21 protein-coding genes are annotated in these 18,728 nt (G+C 63.1%); 12 read left to right on the top strand and 9 right to left on the bottom strand.

The genetic code is table 11. The features are described 5' to 3' along the window. Positions 1-1,331 (top strand): DHHA1 domain-containing protein (locus tag JWQ24_RS22845; protein WP_299812874.1); only part of this gene is annotated, 1,331 nt, incomplete at its 5' end. Positions 1,332-1,544: 213 nt separating this feature from the next. On the opposite strand, the gene JWQ24_RS22840 is transcribed toward JWQ24_RS22845, so the two are convergent. Next, positions 1,545-2,549: a zinc-binding dehydrogenase gene (locus JWQ24_RS22840; RefSeq protein WP_299812871.1), complete on the bottom strand. Its 1,005-nt coding sequence runs from the start codon at positions 2,547-2,549 to the stop codon at positions 1,545-1,547. A 136-nt stretch (positions 2,550-2,685) separates the two neighbouring features. On the opposite strand from JWQ24_RS22840, the gene JWQ24_RS28615 reads away from it, so the two are divergent. Beyond that, positions 2,686-3,021, top strand: a complete 336-nt coding sequence (locus JWQ24_RS28615; RefSeq protein ID WP_366521459.1) for a helix-turn-helix domain-containing protein — start codon at positions 2,686-2,688, stop codon at positions 3,019-3,021. Here JWQ24_RS28615 and JWQ24_RS22835 read toward each other — a convergent pair. Continuing rightward, on the bottom strand, positions 2,940-3,116 hold the full coding sequence (locus tag JWQ24_RS22835; RefSeq protein WP_299812869.1) for a hypothetical protein: 177 nt from the start codon (positions 3,114-3,116) through the stop codon (positions 2,940-2,942). The genes JWQ24_RS28615 and JWQ24_RS22835 overlap by 82 nt on opposite strands. A 144-nt stretch (positions 3,117-3,260) precedes the next feature. Here JWQ24_RS22835 and JWQ24_RS22830 point away from each other — a divergent pair, with 144 nt between their 5' ends. Then, positions 3,261-3,416, top strand: a complete 156-nt coding sequence (locus JWQ24_RS22830) for a hypothetical protein (RefSeq protein WP_299812867.1) — start codon at positions 3,261-3,263, stop codon at positions 3,414-3,416. Between the two features lie 25 nt (positions 3,417-3,441). Here the strand turns inward: JWQ24_RS22830 and JWQ24_RS22825 are convergent, their stop codons facing one another. Beyond that, positions 3,442-4,671 carry a lytic murein transglycosylase gene (locus JWQ24_RS22825; protein ID WP_299812864.1) on the bottom strand — a complete coding sequence of 410 codons (1,230 nt, stop codon included), beginning with the start codon at positions 4,669-4,671 and terminating at the stop codon, positions 3,442-3,444. A 129-nt stretch (positions 4,672-4,800) separates the two neighbouring features. Between JWQ24_RS22825 and JWQ24_RS22820 the strand changes: the two genes are divergently transcribed. After that, positions 4,801-5,271 carry a carboxymuconolactone decarboxylase family protein gene (locus JWQ24_RS22820; RefSeq protein ID WP_299812861.1) on the top strand — a complete coding sequence of 157 codons (471 nt, stop codon included), beginning with the start codon at positions 4,801-4,803 and terminating at the stop codon, positions 5,269-5,271. Between the two features lie 39 nt (positions 5,272-5,310). Here JWQ24_RS22820 and efp read toward each other — a convergent pair whose 3' ends face one another. Then, positions 5,311-5,877 carry an elongation factor P gene (gene efp / locus JWQ24_RS22815; RefSeq protein ID WP_299812858.1) on the bottom strand — a complete coding sequence of 189 codons (567 nt, stop codon included), beginning with the start codon at positions 5,875-5,877 and terminating at the stop codon, positions 5,311-5,313. 138 nt (positions 5,878-6,015) lie between these two features. Between efp and epmA the strand changes: the two genes are divergently transcribed. Genes epmA through JWQ24_RS22800 form a run of 3 tightly spaced genes read left to right on the top strand, consistent with a single transcriptional unit; the run spans position 6,016 to position 8,445 of the window. Next, entirely contained in the window at positions 6,016-7,068 is a 1,053-nt protein-coding gene (gene epmA / locus JWQ24_RS22810; RefSeq protein WP_299812855.1) for an EF-P lysine aminoacylase EpmA, read from the top strand. Beyond that, positions 7,065-8,141, top strand: coding sequence for a lysine-2,3-aminomutase-like protein (locus JWQ24_RS22805; RefSeq protein WP_299812852.1), 1,077 nt, complete (start codon positions 7,065-7,067; stop codon positions 8,139-8,141). Before epmA ends, JWQ24_RS22805 begins: the two co-directional genes overlap by 4 nt. A gap of 31 nt (positions 8,142-8,172) precedes the next feature. Continuing rightward, positions 8,173-8,445, top strand: coding sequence for a hypothetical protein (locus JWQ24_RS22800; RefSeq protein WP_299812849.1), 273 nt, complete (start codon positions 8,173-8,175; stop codon positions 8,443-8,445). Between the two features lie 45 nt (positions 8,446-8,490). Here the strand turns inward: JWQ24_RS22800 and hspQ are convergent, their stop codons facing one another. Further along, positions 8,491-8,823, bottom strand: coding sequence for a heat shock protein HspQ (hspQ, locus tag JWQ24_RS22795; RefSeq protein WP_299812846.1), 333 nt, complete (start codon positions 8,821-8,823; stop codon positions 8,491-8,493). A gap of 118 nt (positions 8,824-8,941) precedes the next feature. Between hspQ and JWQ24_RS22790 the strand changes: the two genes are divergently transcribed. Next, positions 8,942-9,895 (top strand): AEC family transporter, encoded by a 954-nt coding sequence (locus JWQ24_RS22790; protein WP_299812843.1) that lies wholly within the window; start codon positions 8,942-8,944, stop codon positions 9,893-9,895. Here JWQ24_RS22790 and JWQ24_RS22785 read toward each other — a convergent pair. Further along, positions 9,892-11,082 carry a UbiH/UbiF family hydroxylase gene (locus JWQ24_RS22785; RefSeq protein WP_299812840.1) on the bottom strand — a complete coding sequence of 397 codons (1,191 nt, stop codon included), beginning with the start codon at positions 11,080-11,082 and terminating at the stop codon, positions 9,892-9,894. The two genes, JWQ24_RS22790 and JWQ24_RS22785, sit on opposite strands and share 4 nt — an antisense overlap. A 128-nt stretch (positions 11,083-11,210) precedes the next feature. On the opposite strand from JWQ24_RS22785, the gene pcsA reads away from it, so the two are divergent. Then, positions 11,211-11,936 (top strand): phosphatidylcholine synthase, encoded by a 726-nt coding sequence (gene pcsA / locus JWQ24_RS22780; RefSeq protein WP_299812837.1) that lies wholly within the window; start codon positions 11,211-11,213, stop codon positions 11,934-11,936. Between the two features lie 69 nt (positions 11,937-12,005). Next, the gene (locus tag JWQ24_RS22775) at positions 12,006-12,980 is read left to right on the top strand and encodes a quinone oxidoreductase (RefSeq protein WP_299812834.1); all 975 of its coding nucleotides are present in this window, start codon (positions 12,006-12,008) and stop codon (positions 12,978-12,980) included. 82 nt (positions 12,981-13,062) lie between these two features. On the opposite strand, the gene JWQ24_RS22770 is transcribed toward JWQ24_RS22775, so the two are convergent. From JWQ24_RS22770 to rimO, 3 genes are all read right to left on the bottom strand, one after another. Further along, a complete protein-coding gene (locus JWQ24_RS22770; protein WP_299812831.1) occupies positions 13,063-13,638 on the bottom strand; it encodes a hypothetical protein in 576 nt (191 codons plus the stop codon). 134 nt (positions 13,639-13,772) lie between these two features. After that, positions 13,773-15,356: a hypothetical protein gene (locus JWQ24_RS22765; RefSeq protein WP_299812828.1), complete on the bottom strand. Its 1,584-nt coding sequence runs from the start codon at positions 15,354-15,356 to the stop codon at positions 13,773-13,775. 137 nt (positions 15,357-15,493) lie between these two features. Next, entirely contained in the window at positions 15,494-16,819 is a 1,326-nt protein-coding gene (gene rimO / locus JWQ24_RS22760) for a 30S ribosomal protein S12 methylthiotransferase RimO (protein ID WP_299812825.1), read from the bottom strand. Positions 16,820-16,931: 112 nt separating this feature from the next. Here rimO and JWQ24_RS22755 point away from each other — a divergent pair, with 112 nt between their 5' ends. Together JWQ24_RS22755 and JWQ24_RS22750 are read left to right on the top strand one after the other, a co-directional pair. Then, a complete protein-coding gene (locus JWQ24_RS22755) occupies positions 16,932-17,522 on the top strand; it encodes an ANTAR domain-containing protein (RefSeq protein WP_299812822.1) in 591 nt (196 codons plus the stop codon). Then, on the top strand, positions 17,519-18,682 hold the full coding sequence (locus JWQ24_RS22750) for a CmpA/NrtA family ABC transporter substrate-binding protein (RefSeq protein ID WP_299812819.1): 1,164 nt from the start codon (positions 17,519-17,521) through the stop codon (positions 18,680-18,682). The genes JWQ24_RS22755 and JWQ24_RS22750 overlap by 4 nt, the downstream gene beginning before the upstream one ends. Positions 18,683-18,728: the final 46 nt, after the last annotated feature.

The following is an 18,728-nucleotide window of genomic DNA, read 5'->3' as shown; positions in this document are numbered from 1 at the left end:
CCAGTTTCGAGCCACTGGCCGAAGCAAAGCGTCTCGGTATGTCGGTCGTCGTCATAGATCATCTCCAGTGCGGCGACGAATTGCCCGCGGTCGACGCGCTGGTGAATCCGAACCGGCCCGACGATCTCTCTGGCCTCGGCCATCTCGCCGCCGTCGGCCTCGTGCTGGTGACGCTGGTCGCGGTCAACCGGGAACTTCGCGCACGCGGATTCTGGACCGGTGAAATGCCGGAGCCGGATCTGTTGGGCATGCTGCATCACGTGGCACTCGGCACCGTCGCCGATGTCGCGCCGCTGACTGGGCTCAACCGGGCGTTCGTGGCAAAAGGCCTGATCGCGATGCGGCGCCGCGATCATGTCGGCCATACCGCGCTGATGGATGTGTCGCGGCTGAACGGCCCGCCGGAAGCCTGGCATCTCGGTTTCATGCTGGGGCCGCGCATCAATGCCGGGGGCCGCATCGGCCGCGCCGATCTCGGGGTGCGGATGCTGCTGGAAGGCGACGTCTCGGAGGCGGCGCGGATCGCCACGGAGCTCGATCGCCTCAACACCGAGCGCCGCGTCATCGAGCAGATGGCGGAGGCGCAGGCGGAAGCCGAGGCGCTGGCCTCGCTCGGTCTCGAAGACAAGGGGGCAGTAATCGTCACGGCCTCGGAAGGCTGGCATCCCGGCGTGGTAGGTCTGGTCGCGTCGCGGTTGAAGGAGAAATTCTCGCGTCCCGCGTTTGCCATCGCGCTCGAGCCGGGCGGCATCGGCACCGGCTCGGGCCGTTCGATCTCCGGCGTCGATCTCGGCAGGGCCGTACGGCAGGCGGTGAAGGACAAATTGCTGATGAAGGGCGGCGGCCACGCCATGGCCGCCGGCGTCACGCTGCGCAAGGAGCGGCTGGCGGAGTTCCGCGCCTATATGGAAAGCGCGCTGGCCGCCGATGTCGCCAATTCGCGGCACGAGAACGAACTGTTCATCGACGGCGCGGTCAGCGCGCGCGCGGTGACCACGGAATTCGCAAACATGCTCAATCGCGCAGGCCCGTTCGGCAGCGGTAATCCCGAGCCTGTGGTGGCGCTGCCGTCGCATCAACTGGTTTATGCCGACGAAGTCGGGCAGGCGCATCTGCGGCTGCGATTCAAGTCCGGCGACGGCGCCATCGTCAACGGCATCGCGTTCCGCTCGATCGGCCAAAAGCTCGGCAACGCGCTGACGCAGCATCGCGGGCAGCCGCTGCATGTCGCGGGATCGCTCGCGGTCGACCGCTGGCAGGGCACCGAGCGGGTGCAGTTTCGCGTGATCGATGTCGCGGTGCCGGATCAGGGGCCGGCGATGATCAGGTAAGCCGTTGCGGCGATCGCAGCGCTCCGTTGGCGAGGTGCGAATATTTTACGACGTAACCGAAACGACCGTCGAGGTTTCGGCGATCGTGACCAAATCGGAGGTGGTGGTGGGTCAGTTTGAATATCCGCTGTTGGCAAGAGCTGGCCCCGGAAGCGGCTGGTCCGATTTACCGAAAGATCGCAGGGAAGCGGACAGTGGTACAATTGCCCATCCTCACTCATACGGCGGAGGCATCAGGATGGCTTTGCCATGATTTGTCTCTGAATATTTCAAGGCATACTCGATTCTATCGTAACCAAACGATTCTCCTCGTTTTGTCTTGAAGTGAGGCATCGTGATAATATCGGCGAGGTCATCGAGTGCTGCTCTGAGTTTTTGCCGATCTTGAACGGCCTGACTTCCAAAATTGCTAAAGTTTCTTATCGTCAAGCTCTTTGCCATGAGCATGCTCGAATGAAAGCAGACAGGTGCGCCGCCACCTAAATATCCATACGCGTAAACGGTTGATCCATGCGCAACGAGCGGCATGATGCGGTTGAGAAGGTCTCCGCCGACCCCATCGAAGATAGCAGTGGTTTTCTTCTCTTCAGCCACCGTTGCAAGATCCTGATCGAAATTGGGATCGGTCTGAACCAGGATTTTTTTGGCACCAAGTGCGGTCAGTTCTTGCCAGCCGGTTGTGTCTCGTACAATCGAAACAATCGGAACGTCATAGGCGAGTGCAATGCCCAGCATTGCGATGCCTGTCGCCGAAGTTCCGGCTGTAACCAGAACACCTCGATGCTGGTCCTGTTGAGCCTGTTTCCAGAAAGCGTAAGGCGTGATTGAATTTACGAGAGATCCTGAATAATCGATCGGATCGATGTCGTCGGGCAATGTCACGCAAGTCAGGTGATGCATTTGCGCAATCTCGCACCAGCTTCCGATGGTCTCGCCTGCATTTATCAGCGAGCGGTAAAAGGAGACTTTCTTTCCGAGCCGGCTCATCGGGACCCCTTCGCCGACGGCTATAACAGTACCAGCCCCTGACACGCCCCAAATATCGTAGAGGCTTGTTGGAACCTGGCCGAGCGGTGCTCGCTTGAGGAATGCTATGTCACCCGGGTTGATGGCGCTTGCGTCCGTCTTGATGAGCATGTGCTCCGCCACAGGCTTGTCCGGTGCGGGAACTTCGCGGACTTCAAGGTCTCGGCCGGGCGTTGTACAGATGGCTTTCATGCGATCTCCTGTTGCTGGTCCATGGTTCTGTTCATTCAGGCCATGGACCAATCCGTGATGAAACGTGATGTCCCGACGCCACGTAAGCCAAAGTAGCAGTGCTTGTAAGTACGGAGTTTTTTGTTAGCGTAGCTCTATGAAACCAATGCCATCGAAATGCCCAGTCGCATTCACCTCACGGATCTTGGGTGGCCGCTGGAAGGCAAGAATCATTTGGGCACTGGTTCAGAAAGGAACGTTAAGATTTTCTGAGATCAGGGCAGCTTGCCCGCCGATCAGTGACCGAATCCTCTCCCTTGAGCTGAAAGAGCTGGCCGCTTGGGGATTTATCGAGCGCAAGGAGTATCCGGTGATTCCACCGAAAACCGAGTATAGGCTGTCGTCAGCGGGTCAGACCTTGAAGCCTGTGATGGCGGCGATGGCAGAGTGGGGATTGGCGAACAGGGATTCATTAAGCGATCCCGGCATTTGAGTATGCAGCAAGGTCTGGATTTGTGAACGCACCATTTCCCATCCCTTTCTCTGAGGCAGAACGGATTGTGGGTTCAGACGGCGCTCGCTAAGCATGCCCAATGTCCGCTGTCGGGAGAGCGCAAAAACGCGGTGGGGGTCCGTATTGGGCGCATCCCTTCCGCATCAACCGCTAGGCTGGCTGGCGTTCGTTGGAAGCAGAAATTCAAACTGACCCACTACCAAGTCGGAGGCTGAGTCATGGCTCGCACAGTTCGGAAATCCGGAGTGAAAGAAGTTCCGCTCTCGGAGGTCAAGCTCGAAAACGACCCGCGATTTTTGCGGCGGATCGGGCAGGCGCGCGACAGCCTGCAAGCAGGGCGCGGGGTCCGTCTGGAAGACATCGAAACGGAATAGCGACAATCGGGCAAGAGGCCCGGGATCACGAGCCCTGCCTCAACCGCGCCAGCACCTTCAGCCCGCCGTAACCGTCGGCGGGCAACAGGCCCATCTTGATCTGATAATCCCTGATCGCCTTCATGGTGTCGTTGCCGACGCGGCCGTCGGTGCCGCCGGTGTCGAAGCCGGCTTTGGTCAGGCGTGTCTGCATCTCCTGCACTTCGGCCAGCGTCAGCGCGCGTTCGGATCCTGGGAACGGCTGGATGAAGGGCGGCGCGCCCAAAATGCGATCGCCGAGATGGCAGATTGCCAGCGCGTAGTTCATCGACGGATTGTAGCTGCGCACCGCGTAGAAATTCGGACCGAGCAGGAAGGCGGGGCCGCCCTGTACGGGCACCCACATCTGCGCCGATGCGTTCGGCTGCGGGAACGGCTGGCCGTCGGCGCGGGTGACACCGGCGCTGGCCCACGCCGCGTAGCTGCGACTGCCGCTCGAGGCTCCGCCGGGCGCGCGGACTTCGTAGCCCCAATGTTCGCCGCGGTGATATTTGCCGCGGTTGACCAGATAGCGCGCGCTGGAGCCGAGCGCGTCGTCGGGTTTGCCGAACGGCGACACCCGCCCGTCCTTGTCGTAGTCCATGCCGACATTGAGCCAGACTTCCGGCATCCACTGGGTGTGTCCCATCGCACCGGCCCAGGAGCCGCGCATTTCCTCCGGCGTGCCCCAGCCGCGATCGACGATTTTCAGCGCATTGATCAGTTCGGTTTCCCAATAGGCGCGGCGGCGCGGCTCGTTCCAGGCAAGGGCCGCGAGCGACGGGAATATCGGGCGCATGTGGTTCTGCTGCACCAGGGGATCGCCATAGGCCGATTCAACGCCCCACAGCGCCAGCAGCGTGCCGCGCTCGACGCCAAAATCCTGCTCGATGCGGCCGAACAAGGCCTCGTTCTTCCGCAGCGCTTCCTTGCCGGCGATGATACGCCAGTCGGAGGCGCGGCGGTTGACGTATTGCCAGATCTGCTCGTGGAATTCAGGCTGCTTCTGCATCGACTTGAAGACGGACATGTCCGGCTCGATGCGGCCCATCACGCGGGTATAGGTGGCATCGGAAACGCCCTTGGCCAGCGCGCGGGCGCGGAAACCGTCGCGCCAGGCGTCGAAGCCGGGCGGCGCGGCAAAGGCTGCGGCAGGCAGTGCCAGTACGGCGCCGGCGGCAAGGCCGGATCGCAGGAGCGCGCGGCGCGAGAGCTTGCGGGAATCTATCAGGGTCATGGCCGCAGTGTAGCGGCGCAGTGGTGTTGCAGGCAAAGGACATTGCGCCGCAATTCCGCCTGCACGAGCGGGATGGTGCTTCGGCAGGACGCGGCTATATTCGCCGGCGAATCATGAAAGGAATTGCCGATGTCGCTTGCTCCGCGCCGCGAATACAAGGATTTCAAGGCGTTGACGCCGGAACTTGAGAGCATGGTGAGGGCGCTCGGCGCTGCGGCTTCGCAGTTCGGTATCGACAAGCAACTGCTCGAACTGGTCAAGATCCGCGCCTCGCAGATCAACGGCTGTGCGTTCTGCGTGCAGTTTCACATCATCGCGGCGCAAGGCATTGGCGTGCCCGCCGAAAAGCTCGATCAGCTGGTGGTGTGGCGGGAAGCGCCGGTGTTTTCGGCGCAGGAGCGCGCAGCGCTGGCTTGGACCGAGGCGCTGACGCTGGTATCGCAGGGCGTCAGCGACGACGTCTATGCCGAAGCGAGCGCGGCGTTTTCCGAAAAGGAGCTGATGTACCTGTCGTCGGCGATCGCCGGCATCAATGTCTGGAACAGGTTTGGCGCGGCATTCCGCTGGACCCCGCCGTCGCGGCCGAAGCCGGCGACCTGAGTATTCCGGACGCCAGTTGGCGCCCGGAATACAGATCGATCAGTCCTTGGCGCGTTCGACGTAGGAACCGTCTTCGGTCATCACGACGATGCGGGTGCCGGTGCCGATGTGCGGCGGCACCAGGGTGCGGACGCCGTTGGCCAGCATTGCCGGCTTGTAGGACGACGACGCGGTCTGGCCCTTGGTGACCGGCTCGGTGTCGACGACTTCGACGGTCGCGCGCTGCGGCATGGTGATTGCCACCGGCAGCAGGCCGTGCAGCGACAGCTTCACGGTCATGTTTTCCTGCAGATAGGGCTCGGCATCGCCGATCACGTCCTTCTGCACGGCAACCTGGTCGTAGTTGTCGTTGTTCATGAAGTGGAAGCCGTCGGCATCCTTGTAGAGGTAATTGAAATTCTGGTCTTCGATGGTCGCCTTTTCCACCGCGTCCGTGGTCTTGTAGCGCTCCGAGATCTTCACCCCGTCGCTGATTCGGCGCATTTCGATCTGGCTGACCGGGGTTCCCTTGCCGGGGTGGATGTTCTCGGCGGTCAGAACCACGTAGAGCTTGCCGTCTTGCTCGATCACGTTGCCCTTACGAATAGAACTGGCGATGACTTTCACAGGTGTGTTTCCTAAAATTCAGGCCCGGGACCGATCCGGACGAGGGTGTCCTGTGGCCAGCGAAGCAGTTTCAGCGCGCAACATACTGATTTTGCCCGTCGAAGCCAGCGTTTTGCGGCTCCACAAGGCGGTCGTCTGATGCCCGGCAACGAACGGCCGTCGCCGTGGTGGGCCCCGGCGCGGCACCAGGACCGCCGCGGCTTCCTGCTGGCGCGCGGCGCCATCTCCCGGGCGACCCGGAGCTGGTTCGAGACGCAGCATTTCGTCGAGGTCGAAACCGGCGTTCTCCAGGTCTCGCCGGGCAACGAGACGCATTTGCATGCGCCGAAGACCGCATTGATCGACCGCGATGGCGAGCGGTTGGTGCGCTACCTGCGTACCTCGCCGGAATTTGCCTGCAAGAAGCTGCTGGCGGCGGGAGAGGAACAGATTTTTGAGTTTGCGCGCGTGTTTCGCGACCGCGAGCGGGGCGATCTGCATCTGCCGGAGTTTACCATGCTGGAATGGTACCGCGCTGACGCCGGCTATGAAGCGGTCATCACCGACTGCATCGTCATCATTGCGCACGCCGCGCAGGCGACCGGCATCAAGCAGTTTTCGTTTCGCGGGCGCAGCGCCGATCCGTTTGCCGATCCGGAGATGCTGACCGTGGCGGCAGCGTTCCGGAAATTCGCGGGCATCGATCTGCTCGCGACGATCTCGGGCGCGAACGGCGACCGTGCTGCACTGGCACTTGCGGCGGCGGACAAGGTGCGCATTGCCGATGACGACACCTGGTCGGATATTTTCAGCAAGGTGCTCGTTGAACACGTCGAGCCGCAACTGGGGCAGGGGCGGTTGACCGTGCTGTTCGAATATCCGGCACCGGAGGCCGCACTGGCGCGGACCGCCCGGCACGATCCGCGCGTCGCCGAACGCTTCGAGGTCTATGCCTGTGGCGTCGAACTTGCCAACGGCTTTGGCGAGTTGACCGACGCCAACGAACAGCGCCGGCGTTTTGCGGCCGACATGGACGAGAAAGAACGCCGCTACGGCGAGCGCTATCCGCTCGACGAGGAATTCCTGGAAGCGGTCGCGGCGATGCCGGATGCCGCCGGCGTGGCACTCGGTTTCGACCGTCTGGTGATGCTGGCGTCGGGCGCAACGCGGATCGATCAGGTGGTGTGGACGCCTCCGGCGGGCGCGTCATGAAGCTCACCGCGACATTGCGGCAGCCGTCCGAACTGGTGGCGCAGGGGCTGGCACCGGAGGTGGCGCTGGCCGATCTGGAGAAGGTCGCGGCACGCTATGCGGTCGCGGTGACGCCGGCCGTGGCGGAACTGATCGATAGTAACGATCCCAACGATCCGATCGCGCGACAATACATTCCCTCGGTCGAAGAACTCGACGCGCAGCCTAATGAGAATGCCGATCCGATCGGCGATCACGCCCGTTCGCCGGTCGAAGGCATTGTGCATCGCTATCCCGACCGCGTGCTGTTCAAGCTGGTGCATGTTTGCGCGGTGTATTGCCGGTTCTGCTTCCGCCGCGAAATGGTCGGGCCCGGCAAGGAGACGGCGCTGTCGCGCGAGGCCTATGCAAGCGCGCTGGATTACATCCGGTCGCACGGTGAAGTCTGGGAAGTGATCCTTACCGGCGGCGATCCCCTGATGCTGTCGCCGCGGCGGCTCGGCGAGATCATGGTCGATCTCGCGGCGATCGATCACGTCAAGATCATCCGGCTGCACAGCCGCGTTCCCGTGGCCGATCCCGCGCGCGTGACGCCTGAGATGGTCGCAGCGCTGAAGGTGCCGGGGGCGGCTACCTGGGTGGCATTGCACGCCAATCATCCCCGTGAATTGACCCCAACCGCGCGTGCCGCATGTGCGTTGATGGTGGATGCCGGTATTCCTCTCGTCAGCCAGTCGGTGCTGCTGCGCGGCGTCAACGACGATGCGGCTACGCTGGAGGCCTTGATGCGTGCTTTCGTGGAATGCCGCATCAAGCCGTATTATCTGCACCACGGCGATCTCGCGCCGGGCACCGCGCATCTGCGCACGACTATCGCGCAGGGCCAGGCGTTGATGCGGGCGCTGCGCGGCAATATTTCCGGACTTTGCCAGCCGGATTATGTGCTCGATATCCCCGGCGGTTTCGGCAAGGCGCCGATCGGCCCCGAATATTTGATGCGGGACCCTGATGCAGCGGATGGAGCGGCGACGGAATCGGGCTATCGTGTGTTGGATTACTGTGGCGACGTTCACCTCTATCCGCCCAAGGCGTGAGCGTGGCCACCTGACAGGTCGGAGAGGCTCCATGAAGAAATTGATCGCAACGATCGTTTGTCTGACGCTCCTTGGCAGCGCGCTGGCGCAGGCTCAGGATTCAACACGCAACGCACCGCCTGCATCGGTGAAGCGCTCCCAGCAGGGCGATCAGCCGAGTCCCGCCGCGCAAGCGCCGATCGGCCACCGCCAGCCGCGCGCCGGCGATGTCCCGTCGGAAACCGGCACCGCCGACCCCCGCAAGATCGACGCGCAGGATCGCGACCTCGACCGGATGATCAAGGGAATCTGCAAGGGCTGTTGAAGTGCTCTTGGGCGCCCCCTCAAAAAAGGGGGCGTCAGGTCCGGATCAATTCAGCGACGGGTTCCGCGGCCGATAGCTGCCGGATTTGTCCTTGATGAAGATCTCGGCGACCTGAGAGTGGCGGATCGGCTCTCCGGACTCATCGGGCAGCAAGTTCTGCTCGGAGACATAAGCGACGTATTCGGATTCCGAATTTTCCGCGAGCAGGTGGTAGAACGGCTGATCCTTGCGCGGTCGCACGTCCTCGGGGATCGACAGCCACCATTCCTCGGTGTTGTTGAACTCCGGATCGATGTCGAACACCACGCCCCGGAACGAAAAGATCCGGCGCCTGACGATCTGGCCGATCTGGAACTTGGCGGTGCGCGCAATGATCATTCTCGTCGAATAGACCAGGATTGTGGCCGATGCTAGAGGCAAATGACTGAATTGAGACCGCTTCGCCGCTCCACCCTACCGCCCGCGCCGGGCCAAAAATGAAGAAAAACGCCTTCCGATGATGGATGTCCTCAATCTGGCGCTGCCCTATTTCGGATTGATCTTCATCGGCTTCGCTTGCGGCAAGGTGAAGAGCCTGCCCGAGGCGGGGCTTGCCTGGATGAACTTCTTCCTGCTGTACGTGTCGCTGCCGGCTCTGTTCTTCCGCATCATGGCGAAGACGCCGTTCGAGCAACTCAACAACCTGCCGTTCGTGATTGCCACCACGGCGGCGACCGCGACCGCGTTTTTCCTTTCGGCCTGGGTGGGCAAGGTGATTGGCCGGCTGACGCTGCGCGAGGCGGCGATGGCCGGCCTGTCCGGCGGCTACGGCAATATCGGCTATATGGGGCCGGGGCTGGCGCTGGCGGTGCTGGGCACGCAGGCGGCGGTGCCGACGGCGCTGGTGTTCTGCTTTGACAGCATCTTCCTGTTCTCGATCGTGCCCATAGCGATGGCGCTGACCTCCGGCGACAAGCGGCCGCTGCTGCCGACGATCGGCATCGTCATCAAGCACATCGTGCTGCATCCGCTGATCGTCGCGGCCTATCTCGGTGCACTCGCGGCGGCGTTCCACGTGCAGATGCCGGTGGCGATCGATGGCATGCTGGTCTTCCTGCAGAATTCGGCGGCGCCGGTAGCGCTGTTCACGCTCGGCGTCACCGTGGCGCTGCGGCCGTTCGGACGGGTGCCGTGGGAGGTGCCTGCGGTGATCGGCGTCAAGCTGATCGTGCATCCGCTGATCGCGTTCGCGCTGATGCTGCTGGTGGGGCCGTTCCCGCCCGAATGGGCGGCGACCGCGGTGCTGCTCGCCTCACTGCCGCCGGCGCTCAACGTGTTCATCATCGCCCGGCAATACGACACCTGGATCGAGCCGGCTTCAGTCGCCGTGCTGGTCGGCACCTTCGTGTCGGTGATCACGCTGACAAGCGTGATGTATCTCTTGAAGACCGGGCAGATCGCGTTTCCTTAAGAGCTCTTCCGCCACGACGGCGACAGGCCTTCGCGCATGGCAACGCGACGCAGCGGACCGACCGAGCCGATCAGCTGCATGCCGATGCCGCGCATCAGCTGGACGGGAAGGAGGTCGCTGAGCAACGAGCGGTTGGCCATGTCGATGGCGAAGGTGCGGCTGGCGATGTCGCTGCGCCGCGCCCGCTCGAATCGTGCCAGCACGGTCGGCCCGCCGATGTCCTCGCCGGATGCCATGGCGTCGCCAACGATGCGGGCAATGTCACCGGCGTCGCGCAGGCCCATGTTGAGACCCTGCGCGCCGATCGGCGGCACCACATGCGCGGATTCGCCGACCAGCACGACGCGGTTCTTCGCGACCTGCTTGGGCTGCTCGATTCCGAGCGGAAACAGATAGCGGCCGGGCTCGACGCTGACGCGGCCGAAGATCGAATGCGATTGCTTCTCGGCAGCAGCGGACAGTTCGGTGTCGCTAAGCGCCATCAGCCGCTCCGCTTCCTTCGGCGTGGACACCCAGACCACGCTGCAGCGCTGGCCGGGCAGCGGCACGAATACGCAGGGGCCAGAGGTGGTGTGAAACTCGGTCGATGTGTTGTGGTGCGGACGTCCCACCGACATGTTGAAGGTCAATGCTGCCTGGTCGAGCGGGCGACGTTTGACCTCGATGCCCGCGGCGTTGCGGCACAGCGATTGCCGTCCGTCGGCGCCGACGACCAGTCGGGCAGACAGCGAGGCGCCCTGCGTCATGTGGACGACGACGTTGTTGTCACCCATGCGGATCGTCTCGGCGTCGTCATCAATCCGGGTGAGATTGGCCAGTTCTCCGGCGCGCTCTTCCAGCGCCGTCATCAGGTCGCGGTTGGCGATGTTGTAGCCGAACGTGTCGAGGCCGATTTCGGCGGATACGAACTTCACTTCCGGCGCGCGGATCAGACGGCCGGTGTCATCGACCAGCCGCATCGTGGTCAGGTCGGCGGATTGTCCGGCGCAGCGACGCCAGACGTCGAGGCGCTCAAGGAAGTCCACGGAGCCGCCGAGCAGAGCGGTGGTGCGGTTGTCGGCATAGGCCGCGCGGCGCGCCACCAGGGCGACGCGGGCGCCGGTGTCGGCCAGCGCGATCGCCGCAGCAAGGCCGGCGGGGCCGCCGCCGACCACGGCGACGTCGTAGGGAAGGGAGGTCTCGTTCATGGTGCGACCATCGGCGTTTGGCGTCATCTTTTCAAGGTGCCGGTCCGGATCGCCAGCCATGCGGCGGCGCAACATGGCGGCCGCGGCTGTGCAACTGTTGCGGATTGCTGCTAGCTTGGCCCTCGCACATGGACGCCTTCAGCCCGCCACCGCCGCCATCCCGGACCGCTCAAGCGGCGGCGTTCGCCGTGCATATTTTCACAGCGCTGGGCGCCGGGATTGCACTGCTCGCGATGATGGCCGCCGTGCATGGCCACTGGGCGGCGATGTTCGGTTGGCTGGGCCTGGCGTTGCTGGTCGACGGGCTCGACGGTCCGATTGCGCGCCGGCTCGACGTGGTGCGGGTGCTGCCGGACTGGTCCGGAGACGCGCTGGATTTCGTGGTCGATTTCATCACTTACGTGTTCGTGCCGGCCTATGCGATCATGGCAAGCGGGCTGCTGCTGCCGTGGACCGCGACCGCGCTGGGCGTCGGCATCGTTGTGTCCAGTGCATTGTATTTTGCCGACAAGCGCATGAAGACCGCCGACAATCACTTTCGCGGCTTTCCCGCGCTATGGAATGCCGCGGCCTTCTATCTCTTCCTTCTGAAGCCTCTGCCTGTCGTCGGCAGCCTGATCGTGCTGGCGCTGATCGTGCTGACCTTCGTGCCGTTTCACGTCATCCATCCGGTGCGGGTGACGCGGTGGCGCAGGCTCAATCTCGCGCTGGTCGCGCTCTGGGCCGTGCTGGCGGTTGTCACCATCATCAAGGATTTTGCGGTGGCCTGGCCTGTCACCGTCGCGCTCTCAGCGATTGCGATCTACATCGTCGGCGCCGACGCAGTGATCCGTCTGCTCAAACCGCCCCGTTAGCGCCCCGCAGTTGACAACACCGGCGCGTTGGCTATCGCTGGGGTCATATGTATCCTAGGGAGCGAAGCGATGACCAAGGCTGTGCGCGTTCATAAAGTCGGGGGCCCCGAGGTGCTCGTTTACGAGGCCGTCGATGTCGCAGCACCCGGCCCCGGAGAGGTTCGCATCCGGCAGCACGCCATCGGCGTCAACTTCATCGACGTGTACTTTCGCAACGGTCTCTACAAGGCGCCGCAGATGCCGTTCATCGCCGGCAACGAGGCGGCGGGCGAGGTGATCGAGGTCGGTCCCGGCGTCACCGGCTTCCATCCGGGCGACCGCGTCGCCTATTATTCCAACCTGGGCAGCTACGCGACCGAGCGTGTGTTCGCGGCAGACCGTCTCGTCAAGCTGCCGGACCGCATCACCTACGAGCAGGGCGCCGTCTTGATGCTGAAGGGCCTCACGGTCTGGTATCTGCTGCACAAGACCTTCAAGGTCGAGCCGCACCACCGCGTGCTGATCCACGCCGCAGCGGGTGGCATCGGCCTGCTGGCGTGCCAGTGGGCCAAGGCGATGGGCGCGCATGTGATCGGCACCGTCGGCTCGAAGGAAAAAGGCGAGCTTGCGCTGGCCAACGGCTGCGACCACGTCATCTATTACAACGAGGAAAACTTCGTCGATCGCGTCAAGCAGATCAGCCGCAACGAGTTGTGCGACGTGGTCTATGACGGCGTCGGCAAGACCACGTTCCCGGGCTCGCTGTCGTGCCTGAAGCCGCGCGGCATGTGGGTGTCGTTCGGCAATGCGTCCGGTCCAGTGCCGCCATTCGCGATCGCCGAACTCAACAACCACGGTTCGCTGTTTGCAACGCGGCCGAAGCTCAACGACTACGTCGGCAAGCGCTCGGAATTGCTGGAAGGTGCGGACACGCTGTTCTCGGCAGTGATCGACGGCAAGCTGCACGTGCCGATCAACCACGCTTACGCGCTGAAGGATGCCGCCAAGGCGCATATCGATCTGGAAAGCCGCGCCACGACCGGCGCTTCTATTTTGAAGCCGTAAGGTTACGTGCCCCGGACGCTATGCGATACGCCGTATCGTTTCGCAGATCCGGGGCTCGCTTCTTGTTGCGCAACCGGTAGCGCTACAGACCAAGCGCCACGGTGGCCCAGTCGATGATCGTCTTGCTGCCGAGGAACTCAACAACGCCGGGTTCGATAGCGGTCGGTCGATCATGTCCGGTCAAGACCGTGGCGACGATGGCATCGCAGCGATCGTTGAACGCCAGCGCCAGCGCCGAATGCCGTGCCCGAAACGGCGTGGCAAGGGTGTAGGACCGGCTGCGGCCGTTCATCCAGGCCACCTTGATTGCGCGCCCCGATCCAACAACGGCGGGCACGTCACCCATCAGCCTGAAGTCGCTGAGGCGCTCGAGTTCCTCGTCATCCGCCACGCCCGTCTTACAGTTGCAGAAGCCGATCTTGGCCCGGACATAAAGGTTGGTCTCAGCGCCGCAATCCGCCGCCATGCAGCGGAAGGCCTTGCCCTTGCCCCATTCGTCCATCGGGAAGGGCCATTGCACCTCGGTCCAGACTGGTCGCACCGGCGTTTCAGTCGCACCGCCGGCACCCGGTAGAGTCGCGTGGAAATAGGCGGATGCTCCAACCAGTCCGCCGATTCCGAAGCCGCCAAGAACGGCAATAACGAGCGTTCGCTTCATCGCGTGGACCGTGAAAGAAGTTGGGGCCGTGTCAGAACTTGCTCCGTTCCGATGGGATCGGAACGGAAGCTCCGGTTTTTTGTTTCGACGCGTTGACCTGGCGCGCACCGGTATCAGCTTCGCGCGAAAACGCTTTAGTTGCGGGCGACGAAAGTCCGTGCCGCTATCAGCGCCGGCCGTTCGGAATCCGATTCACGCGCGAGCGTGAGCAATTTCTCATAGGCCGCCTTCGCCTTTGTCTTGTCGCCCACGGCCTGCGCGGCTTGCGCAGCACCGACATAGCCGTTGTAGCGGTTCGGCTCCTTCGCCATCGACACCTCGAAGGCCGCGAGCGCTTCCCTGGCCATGCCGCGGTCCAGCAGCATGTAGCCATAAAGCTCACGCGCCGGCGCCAGCGGTCCGGGGGTCACCGGTGACTTGTCGGTGTTGTCCTCAGCCTCGACAGCGGCTTTTGCCGATTTCAGCGCATCATCGAACTTGCCCTCGGCGTAGAGCGCCCAGGCTGTTGCCACCTGTTCCTGAACCTCGACCTGGCCGGCCCAGTAGGTGTTTTTCGCTTCACGCAGTTTTTCGCGCATTTCCGCCAGCCGGGCGATGTCGGCGCGCGCGGCATCGGGATTGCCGGAATGCGCCGCCCCGAGTGCGCGGGCGAAATAGCTCACCGCCATGACGTGCGGAAATTTGCTCGGCTTGACGTCGAGGTTGGCCGCCCCCTTCCAGTCGCCGCGTTCGATCATGAAGCGCGCTGGCGCGGCGGCCCGCGAAAAGGCAGCGCCAAACGCATCGGCACCGAACTGGCCAGCTTCGACCTCGTCGATCACCTTTCGCGCCTGCTTGTCCTGCCCGAGTTGCAGATAGGCGTAGACCAGATAGTCCTGTCCGTGCATTTGGTCGCCGATTTCCTTGTCAGCCTTTGCCGCCTGTACCGACGCCGTGTTGGCCGCGATCGACTCGTTCCAGTAACCGACGCGGGTGAAGATATGCGACGGCATGTGCTGTGCATGCGGAGCGACCGGGGCGATCGTCGCATAGCGCAATGCGGCCGGCAGCCCCCGGGCGGCGATGGCCGGATAGTCATAGAGATGGATCAGATAGTGGGCGACGCCGGGATGCTGCGGCGCGCGCTGGAAGATCGGTTCGAGGATCGCGATGCCCTTGAGCTGGTTGGCATAGGTCTTGTCCGCGGATGAAGCTGCGACATTCAGCGTGATCGCGTAGAAAATTTGAGCTTCGTCGTCATCGGGGGATTTCGCCGCCAGTGCTTCCATCGCCTTGAGATAGGATTGCACACGTGCTTGATGCGTGACGCTGTCGTAGCCGACATACATGGACGCCAGCGCATCGATGTAATCGCGCTCGCGCTGTGTCTTCGCGCCAGCGGCCTTCGCCTTCTCGATGGCTGCGAGGCCCAGCGGGAGGTTCGGCGCGGGCACCGGGCTATGGGGATTGTCGAGCAGCGACAGCGCAATGCCCCAATAGGCGATGGCGCAATCAGGATCCGCCTTCAGCGTTTCCTCGTAGATCTCCCGGGAGGCGCTGTACCAGAACGAGTGCTGATAGCGCATGGCTCGATCAAACCGGCGCTGCGCCGTTTCGTTGCACGACGTGGCGAAATGAACCGTGCCGAGCTTCTGATCGGTGTTGTCCTGGGAAAAGCCCGGCGCCGGCGCTAGCAGAGCAGCGCATGCCACGAATCCAGCAAACAAATTTCCACGCATCATTCTCTCCCTGCTGAGACGAGTCGATTACGTTTCTTCTGCTTTTACAACTTTAAGCATACGCTTGTGCGCTGCAGGGTTCAACTTGACGATGGCGCAAGCTGGATGCCCTCGGCGCAGCGATCAGCGGCATGGCGTCAGTACCCCGCCACGGTCCCGTGCAGATCATAGGCGTCTGCGCGTTCGATCTTCGCGGTGACGATCTCGCCGACTTTCAGCGGGCGGCGTGCCGAGACGTAGACCGCGCCATCGATCTGCGGGGCGTCGGACTTGGAGCGGCCTTTTGAGACGGTCGGGCCGACCTCGTCGATGATGACCTGCTGCCGGGTGCCTACCTTGCGCTTCAGGCGGCGTGCGGAAATCTTCTGCTGCCGCTCCATCAGCGCGTTCCAGCGCTGCTGCTTGATCTCTTCCGGTACGGCGTTCTCGAGTGCGTTCGACGGCGCGCCGGCGACGGATTCATATTTGAACGCGCCGACGCGGTCGATCTGCGCTTCCTCGAGCCAGTCGAGCAGGTACTGGAAGTCGCTCTCGGTCTCGCCAGGGAATCCGACGATGAAGGTCGAGCGCAAGGTCAGGTCCGGGCACTCCTCGCGCCACTTCTTGATCCGCGCCAGCGTCTTGTCCTGCGCCGCCGGTCGCTTCATCGCCTTCAGCACATTTGGCGCGGCATGCTGGAACGGAATGTCGAGATAGGGCAGCACGTTCTTGTTGGAATTCATCAGGCCGATGACTTCGTCGACATGTGGGTAGGGATACACATACTGCAGCCGTACCCACGCGCCGAGTTCGCCGAGTTCCTGGGCAAGATCGAAGAACTTCGCGCGGACCTCGCGGTCCTTCCAGATACTGGTCGCGTATTTGGTATCGACGCCGTAGGCCGAGGTGTCCTGCGACACCACCAGCAATTCCTTGACGCCGGCCTTCACCAGGTTCTCGGCCTCGCGCAGCACCTCGTTGGCTGGGCGCGAGACGAGGTCGCCGCGGAGCTTCGGAATGATGCAGAAGCTGCAGCGGTTGTTGCAGCCTTCGGAAATCTTCAGATAGGCGTAGTGTCGCGGCGTCAGCTTGATGCCTTGCGGCGGCATCAGGTCGAGATGCGGATTATAGACCGGCGGCAGCGCGCGATGCACGGCCTCAAGCACGCTCTCATATTGTTGTGGGCCGGTGATGGAGAGCACGTTGGGATAGGCCTGCTCGATCTGCTCGGGCTCCGCGCCCATGCAGCCGGTGACGATCACCTTGCCGTTCTGCGCCATCGCCTCGCCAATTGCGCCGAGCGATTCCGCCTTGGCGCTGTCGAGGAAGCCGCAGGTATTTACGATGACGATATCGGCGCCGTCGTGCTTGCGCGCGAGCTCATAGCCCTCGGCGCGCAGCCGCGTAATGATGCGCTCGGAATCCACCAGGGCCTTGGGGCATCCCAGGGAAACGAACGAGATTTTCGGCGCGGCTTGCTGCATGTCACATCTGCTCAATTGAAGGGCAGGAGCTAGTCTCATTTGCCCATAAATACAAGGCTTTAAGCAACTGGGACCCGTGTTATGGAAGGTGCTCAGGGAGTGCCCGTGACCGATGTCTGCCGAATCGTCGCCTAAAATCGTGATTGTCGACGAAAGCCCGATCCGGGCCGCTATCCTGGAGGAGGGGTTGCGCGAGGCCGGCTATGTCGATGTCCAGCACATCCGGGAAATGCACAACCTGCTGGCGCGGATCTATGCGCTGGATCCCGACGTCATCCTGATCGACCTCGAAAATCCCAGCCGCGACGTGCTGGAACAGATGTTCCAGGTCAGCCGGGCGGTGCGCCGGCCGGTCGCGATGTTCGTCGACCAGAGCGATTCCGAGGCGGCTCGGGCCTCGGTCGATGCCGGGGTATCATCCTACATCGTCGATGGCCTGAAGAAGGAGCGCATCAAGCCGATCCTCGATCTGTGCATCTCGCGTTTCAACGCCTTCTCGAAGCTGCAGGACGAGCTTGAGCGCACCAAATCCGCGCTGGAAGACCGCAAGATCATCGACCGTGCCAAGGGCATCGTGATGAAACTGAAGGGCCTCACGGAAGAGGAGGCCTACGTGTTGCTGCGTTCGACGGCGATGCGCGAAAAGAAGAAAATCGGTGACATCGCGCAGTCGATCATCACCGCTGCGGAGTTGCTGAAATGACCGCTCATCCCCTCCACATCGGTTTCATACCGCTGGTCGATGCCGCCGCGCTGATCGTTGCCGCCGACAAGGGCTTTACGCGCAACGAAGGACTCGACGTCACGCTGGTGCGCGAAGTGTCGTGGTCGAATGTGCGCGACAAGCTCAATATCGGCCTGTTCGATGCCGCGCACCTGATCGCACCCGTCGCGATCGCCTCGACGCTCGGCCTCGGCCACGTCAAGGTACCGATCATTGCGCCGTTCGGGCTCGGCGTAAACGGCAACGCCATCACGGTTTCGCCCGCGCTACATGTCGCGCTGAGCGATGCCGCAGAAGGCGACATCCTCGACCCGATGGTGTCGGCGCGCGCGCTCGCCCGCGTGGTCGCGGAGCGCAAGGCGCGCGGCGCCGACCCGCTCACCTTCGGCATGACCTTCCCGTTCTCGACGCACAACTATCATTTGCGCTTCTGGATGGCCGCAGGCGGCGTCGATCCGGACGAGGATGTGCGCCTCGTCGTGCTGCCGCCGCCCTACATGGTCGACAGCCTTGCCAACGGCCATGTCGATGCATTCTGCGTCGGGGCGCCCTGGAACTCGGTCGCGGTTGATCTCGGCATCGGCCATATCCTGCATTTCGTCTCCGACATTCTCGTGCACGCGGCGGAGAAGGTCTTGGCGGTGCGCCAGATCTGGGCTGACAAGCACCCGGACGTGGTCGCAGCCCTCGTGCGTGCGGCCGTGAAGGCCGCCGAGTTCATCGAGGACCCCGCGAACCGGACCGAAGCAGCACACATCCTGGCGCAGCCGGAGCGGATCGGCGTCGATGCCGAGGTCATCCAGCGCACCCTCACGGGACGCCTGAAGATATCACCCGACGGCGCCTTCCGCGAAAGCGCACGCTACCTTCTGGTCGGACGCGAAGGGGCAGGGCGGCCCGATCCGGTCCAGGCCGCCTGGCTCTACGCCCAGATGGTGCGCTGGGGGCAGACGGCACTGAGCCCGGAGGCGCTCAAGACCGCCATGGGCGTGTTCCGGCCAGACCTCTATGACGCCGCCGTCGGGGGGCGCGGGGACGGCCAAGTCAGCACATTCAGCGCCTTTGCCGGACCGGCCTTCGATCCCCTGGACGTCGGCGGCTATCTCGCCTCATTCGAGGTCGGGCGGGGGGTTCCCTAACCCTGCTCATCACTTAATCTTCGTGATTCGAAGCTTAATCTTTGGG

Source organism: Tardiphaga sp. (genome assembly GCF_028290495.1).
Classification (GTDB): domain Bacteria; phylum Pseudomonadota; class Alphaproteobacteria; order Rhizobiales; family Xanthobacteraceae; genus Tardiphaga.
This window is presented reverse-complemented; position numbering and strand designations above follow the sequence as displayed.